This is a genomic window from Rivularia sp. PCC 7116 (assembly GCF_000316665.1).
Classification (GTDB): domain Bacteria; phylum Cyanobacteriota; class Cyanobacteriia; order Cyanobacteriales; family Nostocaceae; genus Rivularia.
The window spans coordinates 5,514,376-5,531,549 of record NC_019678.1 but is presented as its reverse complement, the minus strand read 5'-3'; the positions used below and the strand labels follow the sequence as shown (position 1 = coordinate 5,531,549).

Annotated in this window: 14 protein-coding genes; 6 read left to right on the top strand and 8 right to left on the bottom strand. The window is 36.2% G+C overall.

The window, feature by feature from the left end:
* Nucleotides 1-30 precede the first annotated feature (30 nt).
* Entirely contained in the window at nucleotides 31-2,940 is a 2,910-nt protein-coding gene (locus RIV7116_RS21415) for an NACHT domain-containing protein (RefSeq protein WP_015120403.1), read from the top strand.
* A 324-nt stretch (nucleotides 2,941-3,264) separates the two neighbouring features.
* Here the strand turns inward: RIV7116_RS21415 and RIV7116_RS21410 are convergent, their stop codons facing one another.
* On the bottom strand, nucleotides 3,265-3,801 hold the full coding sequence (locus tag RIV7116_RS21410) for an AAA family ATPase (RefSeq protein WP_015120402.1): 537 nt from the start codon (nucleotides 3,799-3,801) through the stop codon (nucleotides 3,265-3,267).
* A 126-nt stretch (nucleotides 3,802-3,927) separates the two neighbouring features.
* On the opposite strand from RIV7116_RS21410, the gene RIV7116_RS21405 reads away from it, so the two are divergent.
* Entirely contained in the window at nucleotides 3,928-4,275 is a 348-nt protein-coding gene (locus RIV7116_RS21405; RefSeq protein WP_015120401.1) for a hypothetical protein, read from the top strand.
* 95 nt (nucleotides 4,276-4,370) lie between these two features.
* Here RIV7116_RS21405 and RIV7116_RS21400 read toward each other — a convergent pair whose 3' ends face one another.
* Both RIV7116_RS21400 and RIV7116_RS21395 read right to left on the bottom strand, forming a co-directional pair.
* A complete protein-coding gene (locus RIV7116_RS21400) occupies nucleotides 4,371-5,420 on the bottom strand; it encodes a DMT family transporter (protein ID WP_015120400.1) in 1,050 nt (349 codons plus the stop codon).
* An 85-nt stretch (nucleotides 5,421-5,505) separates the two neighbouring features.
* A complete protein-coding gene (locus tag RIV7116_RS21395; RefSeq protein WP_015120399.1) occupies nucleotides 5,506-6,834 on the bottom strand; it encodes a 2Fe-2S iron-sulfur cluster-binding protein in 1,329 nt (442 codons plus the stop codon).
* Nucleotides 6,835-7,158: 324 nt separating this feature from the next.
* Between RIV7116_RS21395 and glsA the strand changes: the two genes are divergently transcribed.
* Together glsA and RIV7116_RS21385 are read left to right on the top strand one after the other, a co-directional pair.
* Complete coding sequence (gene glsA / locus RIV7116_RS21390) at nucleotides 7,159-8,166, top strand: glutaminase A (RefSeq protein WP_015120398.1); 1,008 nt, start codon at nucleotides 7,159-7,161, stop codon at nucleotides 8,164-8,166.
* A 231-nt stretch (nucleotides 8,167-8,397) separates the two neighbouring features.
* Nucleotides 8,398-8,802 carry a hypothetical protein gene (locus tag RIV7116_RS21385; protein ID WP_015120397.1) on the top strand — a complete coding sequence of 135 codons (405 nt, stop codon included), beginning with the start codon at nucleotides 8,398-8,400 and terminating at the stop codon, nucleotides 8,800-8,802.
* 191 nt (nucleotides 8,803-8,993) lie between these two features.
* On the opposite strand, the gene RIV7116_RS21380 is transcribed toward RIV7116_RS21385, so the two are convergent.
* Nucleotides 8,994-9,626 carry a Vat family streptogramin A O-acetyltransferase gene (locus tag RIV7116_RS21380; protein ID WP_015120396.1) on the bottom strand — a complete coding sequence of 211 codons (633 nt, stop codon included), beginning with the start codon at nucleotides 9,624-9,626 and terminating at the stop codon, nucleotides 8,994-8,996.
* 324 nt (nucleotides 9,627-9,950) lie between these two features.
* Between RIV7116_RS21380 and RIV7116_RS21375 the strand changes: the two genes are divergently transcribed.
* Nucleotides 9,951-11,234: an amino acid permease gene (locus tag RIV7116_RS21375; protein WP_015120395.1), complete on the top strand. Its 1,284-nt coding sequence runs from the start codon at nucleotides 9,951-9,953 to the stop codon at nucleotides 11,232-11,234.
* Nucleotides 11,235-11,524: 290 nt separating this feature from the next.
* On the opposite strand, the gene RIV7116_RS21370 is transcribed toward RIV7116_RS21375, so the two are convergent.
* Nucleotides 11,525-12,520, bottom strand: a complete 996-nt coding sequence (locus RIV7116_RS21370; protein ID WP_015120394.1) for a hypothetical protein — start codon at nucleotides 12,518-12,520, stop codon at nucleotides 11,525-11,527.
* Nucleotides 12,521-12,613: 93 nt separating this feature from the next.
* On the opposite strand from RIV7116_RS21370, the gene RIV7116_RS21365 reads away from it, so the two are divergent.
* Complete coding sequence (locus tag RIV7116_RS21365; RefSeq protein ID WP_015120393.1) at nucleotides 12,614-13,189, top strand: hypothetical protein; 576 nt, start codon at nucleotides 12,614-12,616, stop codon at nucleotides 13,187-13,189.
* 211 nt (nucleotides 13,190-13,400) lie between these two features.
* On the opposite strand, the gene RIV7116_RS21360 is transcribed toward RIV7116_RS21365, so the two are convergent.
* The 3 genes from RIV7116_RS21360 to RIV7116_RS21350 all read right to left on the bottom strand — a co-directional run bounded on the left by RIV7116_RS21360 (nucleotide 13,401) and on the right by RIV7116_RS21350 (nucleotide 16,953).
* Nucleotides 13,401-15,053, bottom strand: coding sequence for an alpha/beta hydrolase (locus tag RIV7116_RS21360; RefSeq protein ID WP_015120392.1), 1,653 nt, complete (start codon nucleotides 15,051-15,053; stop codon nucleotides 13,401-13,403).
* 131 nt (nucleotides 15,054-15,184) lie between these two features.
* A complete protein-coding gene (locus tag RIV7116_RS21355; RefSeq protein WP_015120391.1) occupies nucleotides 15,185-16,000 on the bottom strand; it encodes a glucose 1-dehydrogenase in 816 nt (271 codons plus the stop codon).
* A 398-nt stretch (nucleotides 16,001-16,398) separates the two neighbouring features.
* Nucleotides 16,399-16,953, bottom strand: a complete 555-nt coding sequence (locus RIV7116_RS21350; RefSeq protein WP_015120390.1) for a hypothetical protein — start codon at nucleotides 16,951-16,953, stop codon at nucleotides 16,399-16,401.
* Between the last annotated feature and the right edge of the window lie 221 nt (nucleotides 16,954-17,174).

Below are 17,174 nucleotides of genomic sequence, written 5' to 3'. Positions count from 1 at the left end.
CTCGTAGCAAAAAGTTAACAATTGCAAGCGATGGATTTGTTGGTTGTTTGGGGAGTAGCGCAGGCTGCTGGGTTCGTTTTTAAACCGATTTTGGAAGAGTTGTCGAAGGATTTGGGGAATATTGCTAAGGATGCAGCGAAAGATTGGACTAAGGATTTATTTAAGGGTATCCCCGGTAATGTACTGAAGCGTTTGCAAAAGCAAGATATAGATATTGCTGCTGGTAAAGCTTTGAAAGAATTTTTGTTGTTGGTACAGCAGGAATTGGAAGATGCTGAAATTGAAGATGACGAATTGAAGCAGTTTGTTAAGCCTTTTAAAACATTTATTCACAACAAAGATGTTAAAGAGATTTTAGGAAGTGCTTTTAAGTATGAATGGGAAACTTTAGATACTAAAGGGTTAGAAACTAAATGGTATGAATTAGATTTACCAGCTTTGCCGGGTGAGTTTGGTTGGAAACGAATTGGTAAACGTTATCTTAAAAAAGTTAAAGCAATCATTCGGGATTCAGATAAACTCAGGATAATTCTTGATTCACAAAATATAGAAGCAATCAAGGATAATACAAAAGAAACTGCCGGAATTATTCCTGGTTTTGACTTATTAGAATATCAGGAAGCGATAAAAGAAACATACGGTAAGCTCAAATTAGAAAGTTTAGATACTACAGGTTATGCCTATAACGAACTGAAGTTATGGGGAATGTTTATTGCTCAAAATGTGCGAGAAGTACATGAAGTTGTACCCAAAGTTCACGAGCTACCAAAAGAGCATTTAAGACGATTACGAGAAAGCCAACAAGCCGAATCAGAAATTGAAGCAGAAGATTTAGAACGTTTTAAAAGAATTTATCTTGAGCAACCTATACGTTCTATATTAGAAATTATTAACGAAAAACAAACTTATAAATATATAGTTATTTTAGGCGATCCAGGTTCTGGGAAATCGACATTATTACAATATTTAGCATTAACTTGGGCAGAATCACCCTTAAATAATTTAATTTCTCAACCAATACCTTTATTAATTGAATTGCGTACCTATATGCGCCGACGGGATGAGAAAGAATGCAACAATTTTCTCGAGTTTTTTCACAAATGTAGCGGTGTTGTACATCATTTAAATCAACATCAACTACAAACACAGCTTAAAGCTGGTAACGTAAAAGTGATGTTTGATGGATTAGATGAAGTATTTGACAGTGGAAAAAGGGAAGATGTAATCACAGATATTCATCGCTTCACAAATGAATATCCCAACGTACAAGTAATTGTTACTTCTCGGGTGATTGGTTACAAACCCCAAAGACTAAGAGATGCTGAATTTAAGCATTTCATGATTCAATATTTAGAAACAGAACAAATTCAAGATTTTATCTATCGTTGGCATGAATTAACTTTTAGTGACGAAGCAGATAAAATTAGAAAAAAAGAACGATTGCAAAAAGGGATTGAGAATTCCAAAGCCATCGCAGAATTAGCCGGAAATCCTTTATTATTAACAATGATGGCGATTCTTAACCGCAACCAAGAATTACCAAGAGATAGAGCCGAACTTTATAATCAATCTTCGAGAGTATTGCTACATCAGTGGGATGTAGAGCGTACTTTGATTGAAGATAAAAGATTAGATCCAAAAACGATTGATTATAAAGATAAGCAGGCAATGTTACGTCAAGTTGCCTATTTTATGCAAACCAGTGAAAAGGGTTTAGCTGGTAATTTAATAAAAGAAAGGGATTTAGAAAGAATTCTCAAAGATTATTTGAAAACTATAGAAGTTGATAAACCAAGAGAAGCCGCTAAATTAATGATAAATCAACTTAGAACGCGCAATTTTATGTTGTGTTACCTAGGTGCTGATTATTACGCTTTTGTACATCGGACATTTTTAGAATATTTCTGTGCTTGGGAATTTGTTTGGCAATTTAAAGAAACGCAAACTTTAAGTATCGATAGGTTGAAGGCAGAAGTTTTTGGTAAGCACTGGATGGATGAATCTTGGCATGAAGTTTTGAAATTGATTGCCGGGATGATTGAGGCGAGGTTTGTGGGAGAGATTATTGAGCTTTTGATGGTAATTGATGGGGAAGAAGAGAGTTTTAAGAATTTGTTTTTGGCGGCTGAATGTTTGGGTGAGGTGAGGAATAGGAAGGTGATTGTATCAATTGACAACAAATTATTTAATCATCTGAAAAACTTAAGTCAATATAAACATGAAACAAAAGCTTTAACAAATCACCAATGGGATTTAGGACAAAAAATTTGTACTAAAGCTATTTCAACTATTTTGAATGTTTGGGAAGATGACGAAAAAACTATTGAGTGCTTAAAGACTATTGTTAATCAAACCAGATATTGGGCTGTCTCTCGATTAGTATCGCGGGAACTGGTAAAACAGCATTTAGATATAGATAATTTCCAGATGCTTATAAATCTTGCTCAATTTAGTAATAATTTAAATATAAGAACAGGTGCCATAATTGAACTAGCAGAAAGATACAAACATGAGCCAAAGACATTAGAAGTTCTTAAACAATGTATACAAAACGACAGCAGTTGGGTAATAAGACGAGAAGCCATTAACGTAATGTATAGAGGATGGAATCAACAAGTAGAAATGCTCTTGTTTCTTAAAAATATCGCTTCCTATGATGATGCACGTGCAGTTAGAAGAATAGCTATAGTTGTAATTTCCAAATGGTGGAAAAAAGAACCTGAAATAATTGAATTTTTGTGCGATCGCGCTAAAAATGATTCCTGTAAAATTCACGAATTTTGGCTAAACCCGAGATATGCAGCACTCAAAGAAATTCTCGAAAACTACCCCAACCACCCCAAAACATTACCCCTACTCCGCGATCGCGCAAAAAATGACCCCGATGAGCAGTTACGAGAATTTGCTCAGAAAAAGTTGCAAGAGTGGAATCAAAAATAATCATTTCTCTCCACGTCTTCTCTCGATTCTGCGTCTAGTAAGGTTTTTTAACTCCTAAGTTTACACCGAAATATCGGATGGTGCGTTAGGGCATGATTTAAATGGTAGTTTTCAAACAATATTTATTTGTGCCCTAACACACCCTACAATTAATTTCAATTGCTGAAACTCTTGTGGGATGGGCATCCTTGCCCGTGCAATTAACCATAAATTATCAACCTCACCCCAACCCTCTCCTTGTGAAGGAGAGGGAGAGATTTGTCCCAACCCTCTCCTTAATAAGGAGAGGGAGAGATTTACCGCAGGTAAAGCGAGGGTGAGGTTTTACAAAGCTGATAACCAATCTTCCGCAGCTTGGGGAGAAGTCAATCTCACTATATTAAGATGCGAATATTCCGGCTGCTCAATTAAAAGCGGATATTCTCTTTTTCGTCTGCGGTAGGTTTGCAAACTCCACAAAATAATAGATTCTTTTGAAAAAGTTGTTTTCCAAGTTTCATAATTACCATTGCAGACTTGCTGCTTGGTGACTACCCGATGAAAAGTTCGCCATATAATCCGACTCATCACCAGGGGAAAAGAATAATCCAGCCAAACAAGAGTGTCAGCTTTTCCCCAAACTATATCGCGTACTTTACTGTAATTACCGTCAACAATCCAATTATTACCCATCAAAGATTCTTCGACGCGATGACGGAAGATATCCGCAGGTACTATTACCCAATTTGGTTCCCAGAAGAGAGAATCTAACTCGAAATGGGAAATATTTAGTTTTTGAGCAACTTGACGAGCCAAAGTTGTTTTACCCACTCCGCTGGTACCTATTACACAAATCCGCTGCGGTAGAAAAGAGTTACTCATATTTCTCATAAACCTCTTATTGACTTCTCATTTAGCATTTATTGCTGTCTCAGGTAGGTGCAGCATTATAGAAATCAAGGAAAACAAACCGAATTACACAAATCTAGAAAATATTGGAGCGAAATTATGGAACGTTTATTACTTGCTGCTGTTGGAACAATTTTAATCGCAACTTCTGCTACACCACCTGCTTTAGCTAATAAAACTGCTGCTAATTTGAATGTGACTCAAAACCAGGTTCAAAAAAATATCACTCCCTTTAACTTAGTTTCCTTTGCTTATCGAGGAGAATTTAAACCGCAAGGTGTTTCTGGCTATAATTCTTTATTGACGGCGATTAGATTTGGTGAAGTCAGCGGAAAAGATTTAGTTAAGCTTGGAGTCGATACTGGTAGATTATCTGCTCAAACAATTAATGATGATAGTTACATTAATGCTGTTAATTCTCAATTACAAGAATTATCGAGGAATTAATTCTGTGGTGCGTGACGAAAATATCTATTGATTTAATTGATTTTAATAATTAATCATAGCCGTCACACACCTTAAAATTTGTCTCAAGTAAGATATTAAATTCCTTTAAAACCGACTTCATTATCCATTTGCTTCGCAGATTGTTCGCGATTTGCAAGACGCTTATTGTCTTTACGAATACCAATTTGACTGATAATAATACCAACAATTACAATACCACCGCCGACGTATTGAGCAATACTAGGAACTTCTCCTAACACGAAATATGCTGCAACTATTCCGGAAATGGGAATAAAAGAGCCAGCTAAAGATATTTTAGAAGATGGAGAACCTTCCAAGCCGATAAACCAAAATGATTGCCCTAAAGCAACAATTACCGCACCATAAAGCAACATCCACTGCCATAAAAATGGTGACAAAACATTGGTAAAATGATTTGGTCCATATAATACAATAGCCGCGAAAAAGAAGACTATTCCTCCTAAAACGGTGCGAAATAAACTATAAAATCCCGGTGAAATATTATCCAAACTCTTTTTACTTAGAATTGTGGCAATTGCTAAACTTACAGCACCTACTGCCGTTAAAAGTTCTCCCAATCCAATAGCTAAAAATCCCTCTGCCGTCATCATATTTTCCAAAAATGTTTGGAGAATTACGATTGTACAAATTCCGATAAAAGAAACTACTGCTCCTATTACCTGTAAAAGATTAACTCTCTCTCCTAATATAAAAAAAGATAATGCTAGTACTAAAGGGGGTTCCAGTCTACTAATTAAAACTACATTAGTGGCTTGAGTGCGAGCAAGAGCTTCAAAAATTAAGGCAGGTGCTAAAGCTCCAGATAAGATTGAAACACCAAATAAACTCCACCAGTCTTTTTTAGTTAGGTGTTTCCAGTAACTAGAATGTAATTGTCTGCCATAAATCAAAAACAATACCAACGCAGCACAAACATTACCGACAAATAAGACATTACAAAAAGAAATTGGATTTCTACCATCCATCAAATTATCTGCACCAATTTCTGTCAATCTTTTAGTAATCGCATTAGCAGCACCAAAAATAATTACCGCTATCCATAAGAATAAAGAAGCTGGTAGACGTTTAAATAAATTAGTAATTTTGTTTGAATTATTAGTCATTTAAATTTTAGATTTTAGATTTGCAACCACAATTATTGTAGAGACGGAGCGCAGTGCGCCCCGTCTCACACAACCACAGTAACAATTAAATATCAAGTACAACCTTTTCTGTCTTCGGCACAGAAATACAAATCAAAACTTCACCGTCATCGGGGGTACCGTTAGGCTCTTCCTGATATGCAACTTCACCTTCTTTAATTTGACAACTACAGGTTAAACATACACCTACACGACAGCTAAAAGAAGGATTAATTCCGTTAGCTTCTGCAAATTCTAAAATTGTGCCGTCTCCTTGATTCCAAGTTAGGGTTTTACCGGATTGGGCAAATTCAATTTCGGCTGTTTCCACACCATTAGCAATATTAGTAGAATCTGAAGAGGATTTTTTCGGAGCTTTACTAAAAGATTCAAAGAAAACCCGATTTTCGGGAACTCCCCATTCTTTTAATCCTTCCCGCAAAGAATTCATAAATGCTGGGGAACCACATAAATAAAATTCTGCGTTTTCATGTGCTAATTCTTTAATTAAATTGATGTCAACGTAACCAACACTGTGAAAATTTTCTTCATCTCCATCTTGAGGACGGCTGTAGCGATAATGTACTTTAAAGTTGGGATTTTGTTTGCCTAAACCCATTACTTCTTGTTGAAAAGCATGAAAATCACCGTTTCTTGCACCATGTACAAAGTAAACTTCACGCTGAGGATTTTCAAAGGCACAAGCTTTTGCCATACAATACATGGGAGTTATCCCCACACCATTACTAATAAGTACTGCTGGTGTTGATTTCTCTGGATCGAGATAAAATCTTCCATTAGGTGGCTTCGCCGGAATTATCGCACCTTCTTCGATACAATCATGCATAAAATTAGAAGCGATACCTGGAGGAACATCCAAATTTTTAGGAGCAGGTTCGCGCTTAATTGAAAGTCGATAATATTGATTTGTTGGACTATAATCGGAAAGTGAGTAAGTACGAATTACAGGTTTATCCTGTCCTGGAATATCTAATTTAATAGTTAAAAATTGACCTGGTTTAAAGCTGGGAATTTTCGCTTCATCCTGGGGTTTAAGATAAAAAGAAGTAATTCCATCGCTCTCTTTTACTTTTTTGAATACTACAAAATTACGCCAATCTTTCCAACTTTCATCTGTAACTTTAGCTATCGTTTGAACTGGTTTATTTTCAACTTCCTCAGATGTATCTTTTCCTGCTGTCACAAAACCTAAAGCAGCACCACCAGCAACACCAAAAACTGAGGAAAAAATACCAAATTTATTTGCATCTTTGTCTCTGGGATTGATTAAACCGATAACTGCACCAGCTACAATTGTTGAAATTGCAAAACCCATGCTTGCATATGCAGTACTTCTAAGTAAAGGATTGTCAATTTTTTTTATACTTTCAAGCATCTTTTATACTCTCCCTAAAAAGGAAGTAGTTAATGTTGGGTTGTATATTAATACTTTGCCCTATTTTCTACAATGGACATTTTGCACTTGTTTATATATATATAAAATCTATTTTCGACATAGCTATCCAAAAAATAATTTTTATATATATAAGTTAAGTAATGTAAAAACGGGATTGCTTACTTGGCTTAATTGTTAAATATGAAACCTCACCCTCAATCCCTCTCCTTATTAAGGAGAGGGAAGCATAACGATTGATTTTAAGTTTATGAGTTTGTTTTATGTCAAGTTAAAATCAGTGTAATCAAAGAAATAGAATACAAAATGTCTGACTTGCCAGAATTCATCAAGCATCTCTATGAAAAATATCGCGATTTTGATAATGGTTCTTTGGCTAGCTATATTCCCGAGTTAACAAAAGCCAATCCCAATTGGTTTGCAATCTCCATTGTCACTAAGGAAGGGGAGATTTTTGAAGTTGGAGACATCCGAGAGCATTTTACGATTCAGTCTATATCTAAAGTTTTTGTTTACGGCATGGCATTAGAAGACTGCGATCGCGAAACACTGTTAGAAAAAATCGGGGTAGAACCTACGGGGGACCCCTTCAATTCTGTGATTCGCTTGGATGAAAATTCTAAACGCCCAGATAATCCGATGGTTAATGCTGGAGCAATTGCCACTGCTGGTTTAATTCAAGGTGCTAATGGTACGGAAAAGCTGAATCGATTATTAGCAATGTTCCGTCGCTATATCGGACATGATGTATTTATTGATGCTCCTGTATTTATGTCCGAACGAGCTACCGGGCACCGCAACCGCGCTTTAGCAAATTTACTGCTTAATTTTGGCATAATTGAAAATAATATTGATGAAATTTTAGACCTATATTTTCAACAATGTTCTTTAGTTGTTAACTGTCACGATTTAGCAGTGATGGCTGCAACTTTAGCAAATCGAGGCATTAATCCTATAACGAATAAACAAGCAGTAAAATCCTGTTATGTCAGAGATATTTTAAGCGTTATGCATACTTGTGGCATGTATAACTATGCTGGTGAATGGGCTTATCGGGTGGGAATTCCGGCAAAAAGTGGAGTGTCGGGAGGAATAATTGGTGTAATTCCAGATAAGGCTGGTATTGCAGTTTTTTCTCCGTTAATTGATAACAGAGGTAATAGCGTCAGAGGTATTAAAGTATTTGAAGATTTATCTGATGAATTCGACCTGCATTTATTTGATTCGCCTTTAGAAAAATGTTCTTTTCTAGAGATTTCTAAAAATAAAAAAGATGTTATACCTGGATTGATTAATGACGGTTTGAAGGTTTAATTAATTGGTAATTGGTAATGGGTAATGGGTAATTGGTAATATTTTTTTGTAGGGTGCTGTGACGCTATAAAACAAATTTGAACGTAGTTATATGTTATATTTAGCGTCACGCACCAATCAATTATGATGAAAATATTTCAAGTAGATTAATTTGTAGGTTGGGTTAGGTGCGACGATTCAATTTAGTTGAGAATTATAAGTGAAATTCGCGCCCCCTTCCCAACATAATTTATGGTTAAAACTGAAGATTATTGCGATGAGTGCAAGAAAAAAATAAATATCAGCGTTCAACAAACAGTTATGAATCAACGTCTTAGATGGAGCATTTCATATATATGTCCCTTCTGTAGTTCAATGATAGAATCTGATGATATTGGTTTTCCTCCTGATGATATTAGACAGTTAATATTGGCTGAAGAAGGCGAATATCAGCTTTTTATTAAACAACCTGAGTTAAACAAAGTGAAAGCTGTAAAAGTATTGCGTGACGCTCTGGAAATTTCAATTACAGAAGCATCCAATATTTTAAAGCTTTTCCCTAAGCCTATTGTTAATGGTACAAAAATTGAGATTTTTTATTTACAAAAGCTTTTAGAATGTGAGGGGATCGAAGCAGAAGTTTGTAGCTTGGGTTAGATGGTATGAGTAAATTTAGTTGATGATTTTAAGTTTTATTCGCGCCCCTTCCCAACATTTATTTATGGTTAAAACAGGATATTTATTCAATTAATCACTCATTTTTTACATAAATGGTGCGTTACGGCAACATCTAACTTACAATATTTTACGATACATTCTTGAAGCCGTAACACACCCTACAAATTCTCTTAAATACAATTTTTCAAAGCTTCAATATCATCACCGACAATTTTCTCTAAATTACGGGTAATTTTCTCAATATCCCAATTCCACCAAGCAATTTTTAATAACTTATCAATAACATCATCAGCAAAGCGTTTTTTTATAAATTTGGCTGGATTTCCACCTACAACCGTATATGCCGCAACGTCCTTGGTAACAACGGATTTTGAAGCAATAATTGCACCATCACCAATTTGTACTCCTGGCATAATCAAAGCTTCATAACCAATCCAAACATCGTTACCAACGACAGTATCACCTTTATTTGGTAGTTCATCTGGTTGCGGCGTGACTTTTTCCCAACCATTACCAAATATTTGAAATGGATAGGTAGAAAAACCCGATATTTTATGATTTGCACCATTCATAATAAACTTTACACCTGTTGCTAAAGCGCAAAATTTACCAATAATTAATTTATCGCCAATAAAAGGGAAATGATAAAGAACGTTACGCTCAAAATTCTCGGAATCTTCTAAGTCATCGTAATAAGTATAATCGCCAATAATTATATTCGGATTTTTGACTGTATTCTTGATAAAACATATTTGTGGAAATCCTTCCATCGGATGTTTTTCGTTTGGATTTGCTCCGTACATATATTAATTGGTAATGGGTAATGGGTAATTAGGAATAATCTGTAGTTTGGGTTAGGTGCGATGAGTCAATTTAGATGATAATTATAAGTTTAATTCGCACCGTAACCCAACATTATTTATTGTTGAAACAAGAGTTGATTTTTCGTTAATTAGAATTATTTAACAATTGGTGCATTAATTTAATATCAAATACCCCTCTCCTCAATAAAAAGAGGGGATAGGGGTGAGGTTGACAAGGAGAGGTGATGGGGGTGGGGTAATTTCAACCTGAAGCAGTCATCAACATTTTGCTAAAATAGTTAACATAACTTTATATTTCTTTTTATGAAGACAATTGACAAGTTGAACGTTCCGGAAACTACTCGGTTGTTTTCTAATGTTTCCTTTGATGGAAATAAGTTTGTTCGCAAACCGGGTAGCGTTTTTGGGAGTACGGCGCTGATTGCTGGAACTACGGTAGGTGCGGGAATTTTGGCTTTACCTGCGGTGACTTTACCTTCTGGTGTTTTGCCTTCTACAGCTTTATTGATAGGTGTTTGGCTGTACGCTGTAATTTCGGCTTTGCTGATTGCAGAGGTGACTTTAAACGGTATGCGTTACAACGGACGTGCTAGTAATGGTTTGCTGGCAATGGTTGAAAGTACGCTGGGTGGAGTCGAAGCTAAAGCTGCGGGTGCTGCTTACCTGTTTCTACATTATGCTTTGTTGATAGCTTATGTTTCTCAAGGTGGGGAAATATTAATCTCTGCGGTGGAAAGAATATGGGATTTACCGGCGTTACCTGCATGGATGGGAAGTACGGGATTTGCTTTAATATTTGGCGGTGTTTTATATCTGGGTAGAGACAGATTTATTGAAAGATTAAATAGCTTGTTTGTAGCAATCGTTATCGCTTCGTTTATTGGATTGCTATTGTTAGGTGCTACGCAAGTTAATCCAAATTCTTTGTTGTCTCAAGATTGGGCTGCGCTTCCTCCGGCGTTATCGGTAATGTTAGTAGCGCTGTTTTTTCATAATATTGTGCCGGTGGTTGCGACTCAGTTGGAAGGGGATGCTGATAAAGTTCGTCAATCCATCGTTGTGGGCTCTGCTATTCCGTTAACGATGTTTTTGCTGTGGAATGCGGTGATTTTGGGAAGCGTAACTCCGACGATGTTAGAAAATATTTCTGGAAACAGCAGCGTTTTCGATCCTTTACAGGTATTGCGTGCTGGTGATGCGGGGCAATGGTTGGGGATTTTAGTTACCATATTCTCCGAGTTTGCGATCGCAACGTCTTTTATTGGTTTTTTCTACGGTTTGCGGGATTTATTCAAAGACATGAATTTGTTTTCGGATACTCCGACAGTTAGTTTACCGTTAATTTCATTGATTTTATTTCCGCCAATGGGTTTTTCTGCTATTAACCCCAATATTTTTTACACAGCTTTGGATTATGCTGGCACCTTCAGCGTTTCAATTTTGGGAGGTATAATTCCTGCTACTATTGCTTGGAAGCAAAGAGATAAATACAAGGAATTGAATCAATCTCTCGTCCCTGGTGGTAAAGTCATGTTGGTAATTATGATTGGTATTGCAATGATTGCGATAGTTTTGGGTAATTGGTAATTGAGAATGGGGAATTGGGGATTGTGAGTAATTGATTTACTGTCATTGCAATAATTTTTGTTTTCTATTTCCTTATTTATAAACAATCTGAGAAATTAAACTGTTGGTTATTGCAGCTCTATTAACCCCAATTAGGACTTATGTAAAGCAAAGTTGTCATTGCGAGCGAAACGCACTGTAGAGAAGCAATCTCGGAATTTTAGCGCTTTCCGATGAGCCGCATATAAAGGTGAAGGCAGAACATCTAGCTACTGCTTGCGATGAGTAAATTACGTAATTCAGAACCAATCTTAATCATCCCAAATGGGCAACCAATCAACTTTTTCTAACAGTAAGCCTACATAAGTTGTTTGAGTATTATCTATTTTCCCAGTACTAAAATACCCATATTTACCATCATGAGTATGGGAGCCAGTTTCTACTATTTGATAGCGTTTCTGCCTTACTGCTTGAATAAAAGGAGAATTTACCATCCAAGACCATCTGTCTGCAAATATAATTTTGGTAACATCTTCAACCCAATCTCGACTACCGCGCAGGTGATATACTTTTTCAACTTGATTAAAACCAGTTTCACCGTCGAAACTGCCACCTACTGAAACGACTATTAACCGTGTATTTAACCACTTGTATAAATATTCTACTGCTCCTAAAGATACTTGCGCTCCGCCGCTGGTACCGATAAGAATTATTTTGATAGGTTGTGTAGATGCTGTATTTATCGAAGATGCAGCGTTCATACGTTCGGCGATCGCTTTGGCAATTCCCAAGTTATAAACGGAACCGTAACGATTATCGGCAGAAATAGCAAAACGCCATAAGTTACGAATTTTAATTAAGACATCTGCATTCTTCAACCAGCCATGTTCCTTAGAAGCAAAACGCCATACAGGAGCTAAAAAACGCTGTCCCCCCAAACTTTTATTTGCTGCTGAGTAGGGAAATACATCGTCTACAATTGCACATTGGGGATGCAGCGTTGCTAATTGGTTGAGAAAAACTTCTTCTCCTTGAGTTAATTCATTAGCAGAGAAATCCCCGACACCGGGTAGAAAGATGATGTAACAATTTTTATTTCCGGGTTTAGCTAAATGATTATTTTTAATTAAATCAGGAGTGGGATTTATATCTAATCCTAAAGCTTGAGTACCAGTACTTAACCACCAAGATAAAGTACCGACGGGAGCAATAATTCCCCAAATAATTAATAATATACCTGCAAAAATTAATAATTTTAAAGTTTCTCCCCGCAGCCATTCCCAAATATTTTGGATAATTTTCAACATTTTCTATAATAAACAAGTATATTTCTACTGAATATTGCATATTCATCAATACTCGATTATATTCAAATTTCTGGTAGCGTCTAGTGGAATCAAATGAATCCAACTCAAAATAGATCTAAATGGCAATTGTTATATACAATAAAAAATGCTTTACTTTTAAATGAACAGCTTTACGATGACGCTTGCAATACACCTTTCAATAATCAATTAGCTTTAACGATTGTGATTTTGGCAGGTGTTTCTCATGCTTTCGGAAGTCTATTTATATTATTAATTAACCGAGCTTCAATATATTTACTGTTATTAGCGCTTTTAATTGATGTACTTTCGATAATTATTGGTTATTATATTTGGACTTTAACCATTTGGAAGATAGGGGAATGGATAAAATCAACACCAGTTAAACTGAGAAATCTATTAAGTCCCATTGGTTTTGCCTATGCACCTCAAGTATTAAATTTTCTCACTTTAATTCCTTTATTAGGAAGACCCATAGAGTTAATTTTAGCATTATGGAGTCTTTTAGCTGTAATTATAGCAGTCACTCAAGCCTTAAATATTACCACACGCAAAGCTGGTTTCATTTGTTTAATAGCTTGGCCGCTAATTCAAATTGCTGTCGGTTTTATTCAGGTTTTGGAACAGAAAGTGGTGCAGTTTACTAATTAGATAATTGGTAATTGTTAATTAGTAATTGGTAATTGGTTCGATATTTTTTTAAGTTGTGTTAGATGCACGAAAATTTATCTATTAATATGAAAAGTTTTTCTACATTATCTAACGCACCAAAACGTTGACATAATAAAAGTATAAATAAAAATAGTCAAATTTATTTCATAATTAAAACCTTAATTACTCCTCTTTGCTCACCTTTATTGAATTACCTTAAATTATCACTACTGAGTTCGTTAACTACTCGTAAAAATAAATCACCTTGACCGAGAGAATTAATGTAATTAGCATTTAAATAGCTGCGAAAAGCTGAATTATTTGTGACATAAGTTTTGAACATTGCTAAAGCTAAATAATTTGTATAATCGCGAGCTAAATTAGGAGAAGGACCAATTACTTGCGAGGGTACGGGAATTGAAGAATTAGGTGACTCTGCAATTGCTGAAAAGTGAGTACCACCGTTCATTAATACTAAATATTTATTTGGATTTGTTAACCAAGTAAAAGGTATAATTTGTTCCGGATATGCAGGGGCAACGGTATCGGCGGTTCCTGCTACAATCATTACTGGAATATTAATTTTGCTGAAGTTTTCTTTGCCGTAAACGCTGCTAACAACTGGATTAATCGCCACTGCTGCTTTAATTCTTGGATCTGACAACTTATAATCAATTTTTGGCAAATTTAATGCTTGACATTGCAGCAATAGCGACACATTTAAAGTGTTTTCATCAACCGGACAATTCTCTTGTAACCGTGGGAAATTGATTTCAGCACCTGCTAATGCTAAAGCCGTATAGCCACCAAAAGATTGCCCAATTACCCCAACTTGTTCCATATTCAAACGTCCCTTATATGCAGCATCAGAATTGGATAAACGTTCGAGGTGATCCAATACGTATTTTACGTCTAAAGGTCGGTCAACAAATTCCCTAGGTTCAGTTACTTCACCCGCAATTCCTCCTAATAATGCTTGTAGCTGTTGAGCATTACTGCCGGGATGTTCTGGTACTGCTACTACAAAACCCCTAGAAGCTAGGTATTCAGCTAAATAAGCAAAACTGCTGCGGTCGGAACCTAATCCATGAGAAATTACAATTATTGGACTGGGTTTGTTTGTTCTGGGTAAATAGATATCTAAGGGAAAACTGCGGATACGACGTACATCCGTCAGGGTAACGCTATCTTTTTGGTAAGTAAAATTTCCTTTTCGTAATGCATTTGAGGTAGTACTATTTGATACAGTTTGATTATTGGCTTTATTTAAAGACTTCTCATTAATTAATGCAACTGCTTTTTGAGTTCGATTAACAATATTTCTAGCTCGTAATCCAATTTCTAAACTACGGAATAAATCGATTGAGATAGTTTGAGAAGGGAATTTACGTAATATATTGATAATATTAAAATTATTTTTTTTCCTTGCCGCTAAAATTAACGCCGAACGAGTTCCATAAAATCCACTGCCGCGACGAAATTTATTGCGATTGGTTTGTCCGCGATTGCGGAATTCGCTTTGAACTATTTGCGAAAGAGTTTCTAAAAGTTTCTCTCCGATAGGCGAATATAAAAATTGAGAAACTTCAACAGAATTTAAAGGAATGGGAGCAAGCAATGCTTCTCTTAATTCTCCTCTATTTTCTTTTGGAACGTATTTAAAATATGTAGCTAACTCATCATTTACTTGACCAGTTTTGGCATAATTTTCTAAAGAATCAACCGAAATCGACCTTTCAACTATTCCAAAAGAAAGCTTCAACCTTTCCGCACTTACAGCACGATTGGGCGTAAAAATAGGTAAAGCACAAGTTATAAAACAGCTTAAAGCTGCATTCAGCCAAATTGATTTTTTAAGAATCATATAATTAGTTAAAAATAAAATATTGGAGGTCAAAGGTTAGAGGTTAGAGGTTAATAATTAGAAGTTATCTGATTTTAGATTGGGACTCGACAATCATTTTCTTCTCCCTCTTCCCCTTCTACCTTATCTCCCTAACCTTGTCCAGACCAAGGTTCGAGAAAGTCGGGATAAAGCGTTAATCCACCGTCAATATATAGCGTTTGTCCGGTGATGTAAGCTGCTTCATCGGAACATAGAAAAGTTGTGACGGCAGCCATTTCTTCGGAAGTACCCGCTCTACCCATTGGTATATGACTTTCTACATTAGCCTTCTTGTCTGGATCGTCCGTCCAAGCATCGTTAATGGGGGTGATAGTGGCACCGGGCGCGATCGCATTGACTCGAATCCCTCTTCTAGCATATTCTAAAGCTAAAGTACGGGTAAGATTTTGCATCCCACCCTTACTAACTGAATAACTTATATATTGAGGTCTGGGAATAATTTGGTGAACGCTAGAAACATTAATAATGCTTCCACCTTTACCTCCATCAAGAAACATTTTAATTGCTTCGCGAGCGCATAAGTAAGCACCCTTTAAATTAACGTCAATTACTTTTTCAAATTCTTCAAATTCAATTTTATGTGCTTCACCAGCTATTTGAATTCCTGCATTATTAATTAAAATATCAAGTCCGCCAAACTCCTTTTTAACTTCGGCAAACATTTCTAAAATATCAGATTCTTTTGATACATCTGCTTGTACCAGTATTTCTTTACCATCGCAACCGCAACGGGCATCGGTACAGGCTTTATAAATCAATTTTTCGGTATCTTCGGCATCCTCAGGGCTTTTTCGATAGTTAATTGCCACATTCGCGCCTTCTTGAGCAAATCTGACCGCAATTGACTGACCTATTCCAGAAGTTGCACCCGTAACCAGAACGTTTTTTCCGCTTATGCCTTTCATGAAAAAGATGTGTAATTTAGTAATACAGCATGTCTTGGTCGAGTGTATTACATTTACATATTTATCCCTTCCATCTGAAGTTGTAAAACCCGATATTTTGCATGAGTAATTTAAAACATCTCTTTAAATCTATCTCCGGATATGGCTACGGTGTACACACAACTCTGCCGGGGACTATAAGTCCCCGTCTAATAGCTAAAGTCGTCTAAAGACGACTGAAAAATTATGGACAAAATAAAACATCATAGTTAGTCCTATTTATAGGACTTCTGCTATTACACAGGGACTTGCAGTCCCTGGCTGGCGATGGTTTTAACTACTTTTGTGTACACGGTAGCTGTATCCGGAGAGAGACTTTAACTACCGTGCAATCAGATTCCTAATTTGCTGTTCAATTACTACTCAGATACGTAGCGTTCGAGATGAGATGGCTTCACGGAGAGGGTTTCCCGTTGGGAGAGAACAGTGGTTGAGAGCATACCTTGACGTGATAATTCTCCAACCCACCATCTGTTACCCCACTGCTTCACAAATACAACATAACGTGTAGGAGTAATCCATTCTCCATTACCAAGAAATTGACCATTTACCCAAAAATCTCCATTTTTCTTGATAATCTTTTCGTTTCCATCGCTGATACGAATTTCCTTCTTAGTTTGGGAAAGGGGCTTCACAATGATATTGAGCTTGCTTGCTTCACCTTCTCCACTGCGCCATCGATATGTACGTCTTGTGTTGTAAATTTTGCTGGAAATAGAAAATCTGCCAACTCTGTCATCACGACTGCCACTATCTCGATCCATCAAATCTAAATTCAAGAGAAAATTAGAATCGTTAGTAACATAGTTATTCAGAATTTGAATTGTGTTACCACATTCTTTTTTAACTGCTCGCCCTCGTTGGATATTCCATTTTGGTTGTCCATTAATTCGAGCAGTACCGTAAACTTCCAAAGTATTATCTGCAATACCATCATCGCATCCAGTAATCTCGATCCATGCCGTTACTGAGTATTTTTTGGTTGTAGCATTTGCACTCTACAAAGGTAGTGCGGTTCCAAATAGTAATCCAAGTGAAAGTAATACTTTAGCAGCGTTTTAATTTGGTTAGACATAATATTTACTTTGTATAAACAACTGAATAGACTTAATTCATTTGAATTTTTGTCTGTTGT

Coding starts and splice junctions, on each gene's coding strand:
- RIV7116_RS21415 (WP_015120403.1), top strand. CDS start 31: ATGGATTTGTTGGTTGTTTGGGGAGTAGCGCAGGCTGCTGGGTTCGTT.
- RIV7116_RS21410 (WP_015120402.1), bottom strand. CDS start 3,801: ATGAGTAACTCTTTTCTACCGCAGCGGATTTGTGTAATAGGTACCAGC.
- RIV7116_RS21405 (WP_015120401.1), top strand. CDS start 3,928: ATGGAACGTTTATTACTTGCTGCTGTTGGAACAATTTTAATCGCAACT.
- RIV7116_RS21400 (WP_015120400.1), bottom strand. CDS start 5,420: ATGACTAATAATTCAAACAAAATTACTAATTTATTTAAACGTCTACCA.
- RIV7116_RS21395 (WP_015120399.1), bottom strand. CDS start 6,834: ATGCTTGAAAGTATAAAAAAAATTGACAATCCTTTACTTAGAAGTACT.
- glsA (WP_015120398.1), top strand. CDS start 7,159: ATGTCTGACTTGCCAGAATTCATCAAGCATCTCTATGAAAAATATCGC.
- RIV7116_RS21385 (WP_015120397.1), top strand. CDS start 8,398: ATGGTTAAAACTGAAGATTATTGCGATGAGTGCAAGAAAAAAATAAAT.
- RIV7116_RS21380 (WP_015120396.1), bottom strand. CDS start 9,626: ATGTACGGAGCAAATCCAAACGAAAAACATCCGATGGAAGGATTTCCA.
- RIV7116_RS21375 (WP_015120395.1), top strand. CDS start 9,951: ATGAAGACAATTGACAAGTTGAACGTTCCGGAAACTACTCGGTTGTTT.
- RIV7116_RS21370 (WP_015120394.1), bottom strand. CDS start 12,520: ATGTTGAAAATTATCCAAAATATTTGGGAATGGCTGCGGGGAGAAACT.
- RIV7116_RS21365 (WP_015120393.1), top strand. CDS start 12,614: ATGAATCCAACTCAAAATAGATCTAAATGGCAATTGTTATATACAATA.
- RIV7116_RS21360 (WP_015120392.1), bottom strand. CDS start 15,053: ATGATTCTTAAAAAATCAATTTGGCTGAATGCAGCTTTAAGCTGTTTT.
- RIV7116_RS21355 (WP_015120391.1), bottom strand. CDS start 16,000: ATGAAAGGCATAAGCGGAAAAAACGTTCTGGTTACGGGTGCAACTTCT.